The following is a 5,677-nucleotide window of genomic DNA, read 5'->3' as shown; positions in this document are numbered from 1 at the left end:
GGATCTGGACGAAGAAGAGCGCGGGCTGATCGAGACAACGCTGTTCGATTCCGAATTCACCGAGCAGCGCATGCACATCACCAGTCTGGCGCTGGGCCGGTTCCTGCATGACGTCACGCTGGATACGAAGGGCGTGTCGGCCCATGCGCGGCTGGAGGCGCTGGCGACCGCCTGAGCGGCCACATCAGCGCGCAAGGCTCAGGACGCGACCGAAAGGCGCACCCGTGGGCGGCGGATCGCCCGGCACGGCCCAGAGGATCGGCAGCCGCTGCCGGGGCGTGGGGCCGAATGGCCCCTCAAGGTCTGTCAGGATCACCACCGCCGAGGGGTCAAGCGCCAGCGCCTCGTCCATCACCTGGATGAACGAGGTGCCGCCATCGCGGGTGAACAGGATGTCGGTGATCCGCTTTTCCCAGACCGCCCCCCCCATCACCGCGCGGCTGCGCACCTCGGTATCGAAGACCAGAACATGGGTTTCGGCCCCCGTGCGCTTGGCGATGGCGCCCAGCTCGGCCGCGAATTTCGCCAGAAGCGTGCCATCGACCGAGCCCGAACTGTCGATGCCGACCACGATCCGGGGAATGTCGCGATCGCGCAGGATGCCCGGCTCGAAGGCCGGATCGGGGCCGCCATGGGCGCGGGCATCGGCATCGCGGGCCAGCCAGCGCCGCGCGGGCCGTGTGGCCAGCGGCCGGGGGCTGGCCATGACCGCGCGGCTGACCAGCCCGCGCAGCAGCACCTCCCATGGGGTGTGGACCTCGGGCAGATCGGCCAGCCGGTGACCCAGCGCGCCGATGCCATGCCCGGCCAGCCGGCCCGCCTCCATCGCGCGGGCGACACGCTGACGCCATTCGGCATCCTCCTCGCGGCCCGCGCCCTCGTCACGCTCGTCCCGCGCGCTGTCCAGATCGGGGGCAAAGGCCATCTGGTCGGCATAGGCCCGAGCGGCATCGGCCAGCGCTCCGCCGGGACGCGGCTTCTCGCCGCCGGTGCCGCCCTGCCCGCCCGACCGCCCACCGCCGCCGCTGGCCACCCCCTTGTCGCCGGGCCTTGTGGTCCGGGTCGGCGCATTGTCCTGCATCAGCGCGATATAGAGCCGTTCGGCATCGTATTTCGTGACAGCATCCTGGCCGGAAATCCTCTCGCGCGTGGTGGCCAGCAACAGCCCCGTCAGCCGCACCGCGGGGCGCGGCAGGATGAAACCGGTCAGCATCAGCGTCTCGTTCACGATGGCATCGGTGGCGAGGTTGAACAGATCCTCGTCGAACCGGTCGCCGAAGCGCAGATACATCGCGTGCGACCGCGGCGCGTGGCGAAAGGCGATGTGCAGGATGTGGTGGGCGGCAAGGCCGATCTGCTCGGGCAGGCTCAGCGCCTCGAAATCGGCGCCGTAATGGATCGCGCGGCCATCGGTCCAGGCCGCCCCCTCGCGCAGGTCGCTGTCAAGATGGGTGCACCACAGCGCCAGCGCGGCAAAGGCCGGGTCCTGTTCGGCAAGCTTGGTCAGCGCCCGCCGCGCCCGGGTCGAGTGGCGCAGCGGCGTCACGCGAGCCCCGCCTCCTTGCGCTCGGCCGCATAGGCGCGATAGGCGTCATGGCCAAGGAACCGCTCGCCCAGTCCCAGATCCAGCCCCTTGCGGATCAGCCCCTCGAAGCCGTAGGTGCAAAGCTCGGACAGCGGCATGCGCTTGAACTCCTCCTCCTCGCGAAGCCGGGCAAGCTGGCGGATATCGGCCATGATGTCGATCACCCCATTGACGTTGCGCTCGTCCAGAATCCCGATCAGCCCATAGATCAGCGCGTTCAGCCCGTGCATCGAGACGGGATAAAGCCTGATCCGCTCCTTGCGGTCGGCCTCCAGCATGTCCCGCACCTGCACGGTGGCGGAAATGTCATCGGCGATCATCGCGAACTCGGCCGCCACGGCCTCGCCCACCGTGCCCGCGACCAGCACGTTGCGCATCCGCCGGTCGGGCACGGCGTGCAGGATCTGGCTGACACGTTCCCAACTGCGCGGCGTCGTTGCGATCAGCTGGCCCTCGGCAACCGTGCGTTCGGTCGTGTCCAGCAGGTCGGGCCTTGTCTTGATGAAGGCGACGACCGTGGGGTGCAGCCCGCGCGGCACCGCGTAATTGTCAAGCCAGTCGGCGGCGGCGGCCTGCACATGCAGGTGGATCAGCCGGTCCGAAAGTGCGGTGTTCATCTGGTAGGCGATGGCGCCGTCCTCGACCGTGTTGCCGGCGGCGACGACGAACACGTTGTCGGGCAGGCGGTGGCGTCCCACCCGGCGTTCCTGCAACAAACCGTAGACCGTGGGCTGCAGCATGGGCGAGGCCGCCGTCAACTCGTCCAAGAACAGGATCGAAGGGTGTGCCGGGTCGTCGGGCAGATCCTCCGGGCGATACCATTTGGTCTTCTGCGCGTCGTGGTCGTAATAGGGCAGCCCGCGCAGGTCCTGCGGTTCGATCGTGGTCAGGCGCAGATCGAACAGCCGCGCGCCGATCTCGGCGGCCAGTTGCTCGACGACCTGCGTCTTTCCGACCCCCGGCCGCCCATGCATCATGTAGGACGCCAGCATGTGCCCCGCCGCCTGCGCCTGCCAGCCCGCGCGCAGCACATCAAGCGCCTCGCCGGCCGAAACGATCATCGCATTCACACTCAGGCCTGACCCGTCCTGCCTGTCTGTTCCCGCCAACCTAGGACGGTTGGGGCCGGGATCACGCCCGCCGCCTTGCGGGCGCGGGTTTTGTGCCTATGTCACTGAGGACGCGGACCCGTTTGCCTATCGTCGCGCCTCACCCCTGAAGGAGCGCACCATGATCCAGCCAAAACCCGACGCCCGCGCCCTTGCCGTTCCCGCCGGGCGGCTGAGCCGGCTTGCCCGGTTCGGCGCGCTGACCTCTTCTGTCGCGGGCAACATGGCTTTGGCGGGCGCGCGGCAGATAGCGCAGGGAAAGCGCCCGCGCGCGGCAGATCTGCTGATGACACCCGCCAATGCGCGGCGCGTGGCCGACCAGCTTGCGCAGATGCGCGGGGCGGCGATGAAGGTGGGGCAACTGATCTCTATGGATGCGGGCGACATGCTGCCTCCCGAACTCGCCGAGATCATGGCCCGGCTCAGGGCGGATGCGCATCACATGCCAGGCGGACAGCTGAAAAAGGTGCTGACCGATGCCTGGGGCGCCGACTGGTTGAAACGGTTCGACAAGTTCCAGGTCCAGCCCATCGCCGCAGCCTCGATCGGGCAGGTCCATCGGGCACAGACGAAGGACGGGCGCGACCTGGCGATCAAGGTGCAATATCCCGGCGTGCGCCGGTCGATCGACAGCGATGTGAACAACGTGGCCGCGCTGATGCGGCTGTCCGGCGTGATGCCCCGGGAACTCGACATCGCGCCGATGCTGGACGAGGCCAAGCGCCAGCTTCACGAAGAAGCCGATTACGAGCGTGAAGGCCGCTACATGCGCTGGTTCGGCGACTTGCTGGCGGAATCCCCCGATTTCGTGGTGCCGGGGCTTCAGCCGGACCTGACCACGCCGGACATACTCGCGATGGATTTTGTTGAGGGCATGCCGATCGAGACGCTGGCCGAGGCCCCGCAGACAGAGCGCGACCGGGTTATGGGCCTGCTGATCGGGCTGTTGTTCCGTGAACTGTTCGAGTTCCGGCTCATGCAGACCGACCCGAATTTCGCCAATTACCGCTACCAGCCTGACACGGGGCGGATCGTGCTTCTGGATTTCGGCGCCTCGCGCGACTTTGGCCCCGAAATGGCCGAACAATTCCGCGCGCTGATGGCTGCGGGGCTGTCGGGCGAGCGGGCGGCGATGCGGCGCGCGATCCTCGATATCGGATTCTTCGCCGAGGATACGGCGGCGCATCACCAGGAAACGATGCTGTCCATGTTCGAGATGTCGATGGAACCCCTGCGCCGTCCCGGCGCGTTCGACTTCGCCGGTACCGATCTGGCGCTGCGGATGCGGGATGCGGGGATGGAACTGGGGGCTGACCGCGATTTCTGGCACATCCCGCCGATGGACACGCTGTTCATCCAGCGCAAGTTCGGCGGCATCTACCTGCTGGCCAGCCGCCTGAAGGCCCGCGTCGACCTGCGCGCGATCATCGAGCGGCATGTCTGAAACGCAGAACGGCCCCGCCTTCGACGGGGCCGTTCGCTGTCGTTTTCCCGGACCTCAGCCGGCCGCGCTGCCGAACCGCGCCGCCGCGATGCCCAGAACCTCGAGCCCGGTATTGGCGATGTCCTGCGCGGTCAGCCCGGCCTCGGCATACATTCGCGCGGGGCTGTCCTGTTCGATGAAGGCGTCGGGCAGGGTCATGGTCCGCACCGGCAGACCGCGGTCCAGCCGCCCGGTCCGCGCCAGCCAGTGCAGCACCATCGCGCCGAAACCGCCCTCGGCGCCGTGCTCGACGGTCACCAGTGCCTCGTGCTCCCTGACCAGACGGGCCACAAGGTCGGTGTCGAACGGCTTGGCAAAGCGGGCATCGGCCACGGTGACCGAGATACCGCGCGCCTCCAGCTCTTCGGCGGCCTTCAGGCAGTCGATCAGCGGCGCGCCCAGCGACAGCAGCGCGAGTTTCGTGCCTTCCCTGACGATCCGGCCCTTGCCGATATCCAGGATCCGGCCGCGTTCCGGCATCTCGACGCCGATCCCCTCGCCGCGCGGATAGCGGAAGGCGATGGGGCCGTCGTCATATGCCGCGGCGGTCGCGACCATATGGACCAGTTCCGCCTCGTCGCCCGCAGCCATCACGGTCATGCCCGGCAGGTTCGACAGGAACGCCACGTCGAACGCCCCCGCATGGGTCGAGCCGTCCGCGCCGACAAGCCCGGCCCGGTCGATGCAGAACCGCACGGGCAGCTTTTGCAGCACCACGTCATGCACGACCTGGTCATAGCCGCGTTGCAGGAAGGTCGAGTAGATCGCGCAGAAGGGTTTCAGCCCCGACGCCGCCATCCCGCCCGCAAAGGTCACCGCATGCTGTTCGGCGATGCCCACGTCAAAGACCCGCTTCGGAAACCGGCCCTGCATGATGTCCAGCCCGGTGCCCGAGGGCATCGCCGCGGTGATCGCCACCACCTTGGGATCGCGCGCGGCCTCGTCGGTCAGGGTCTTGCCGAAGACCGCCGTATAGCTGGGCGCGTTCGGCTGGCTTTTCGCCTGCGCGCCCGAGGCCACGTCGAATTTCGACACGCCATGGCCGCGGTCGGCCGAGGTTTCGGCCGGATGGTAGCCCTTGCCCTTGACGGTGCAGACATGGATCAGCGTCGGCCCCGAGGCCCGCGCCCGCGCGGCGCGCAGGACGGTCAGCAACTGGCCCATGTCATGCCCGTCGATCGGGCCGATATAGTCGAAGCCCAGTTCCTCGAAGAGCGTGCCGCCGCCGGGGAAGCCGGTGACCAGTTGCCGGGCGCGGCGTGCCCCTTCGCGGATCGGCCCCGGAAGAACGGCCTCGAAATCCTCGGCCATGTCCTTGAGTTTGCCCAGCGGCGTGTCCGTGTAGAGGCCCGAAAGATATCTCGACATTGCGCCGACCGGAGGGGCGATGGACATCTCGTTGTCGTTCAGGATCACGAAAATCCGCGGTTTCAGGTGGCCCGAATGGTTCAGCGCCTCATAGGCCATCCCCGCCGAGATCGAACCGTCGCCGATCACGGC

At 68.0% G+C, this 5,677-nt stretch carries 4 protein-coding genes; 1 reads left to right on the top strand and 3 read right to left on the bottom strand.

The window, feature by feature from the left end; genetic code table 11:
• Positions 1 to 184: 184 nt before the first annotated feature.
• Together ENN83_RS01520 and ENN83_RS01515 are read right to left on the bottom strand one after the other, a co-directional pair.
• Entirely contained in the window at positions 185 to 1,546 is a 1,362-nt protein-coding gene (locus ENN83_RS01520) for a DUF2201 family putative metallopeptidase (protein ID WP_287183274.1), read from the bottom strand.
• A complete protein-coding gene (locus tag ENN83_RS01515) occupies positions 1,543 to 2,661 on the bottom strand; it encodes an AAA family ATPase (protein ID WP_414707605.1) in 1,119 nt (372 codons plus the stop codon). Before ENN83_RS01515 ends, ENN83_RS01520 begins: the two co-directional genes overlap by 4 nt.
• A gap of 154 nt (positions 2,662 to 2,815) precedes the next feature.
• Here ENN83_RS01515 and ENN83_RS01510 point away from each other — a divergent pair, with 154 nt between their 5' ends.
• The gene (locus ENN83_RS01510) at positions 2,816 to 4,138 is read left to right on the top strand and encodes an ABC1 kinase family protein (RefSeq protein WP_287183272.1); all 1,323 of its coding nucleotides are present in this window, start codon (positions 2,816 to 2,818) and stop codon (positions 4,136 to 4,138) included.
• 54 nt (positions 4,139 to 4,192) lie between these two features.
• Here ENN83_RS01510 and dxs read toward each other — a convergent pair.
• The coding region (gene dxs, locus ENN83_RS01505) for a 1-deoxy-D-xylulose-5-phosphate synthase (RefSeq protein ID WP_287183271.1) at positions 4,193 to 5,677 on the bottom strand (1,485 nt) is incomplete at its 5' end.

Origin of the sequence: Rhodovulum sp., assembly GCF_011048875.1 — a bacterium.
GTDB classification, from domain to species: domain Bacteria; phylum Pseudomonadota; class Alphaproteobacteria; order Rhodobacterales; family Rhodobacteraceae; genus Rhodovulum; species Rhodovulum tesquicola.
Note: the sequence above shows the minus strand (reverse complement) of the source record. Positions and strands in the feature narration are given on the sequence as shown.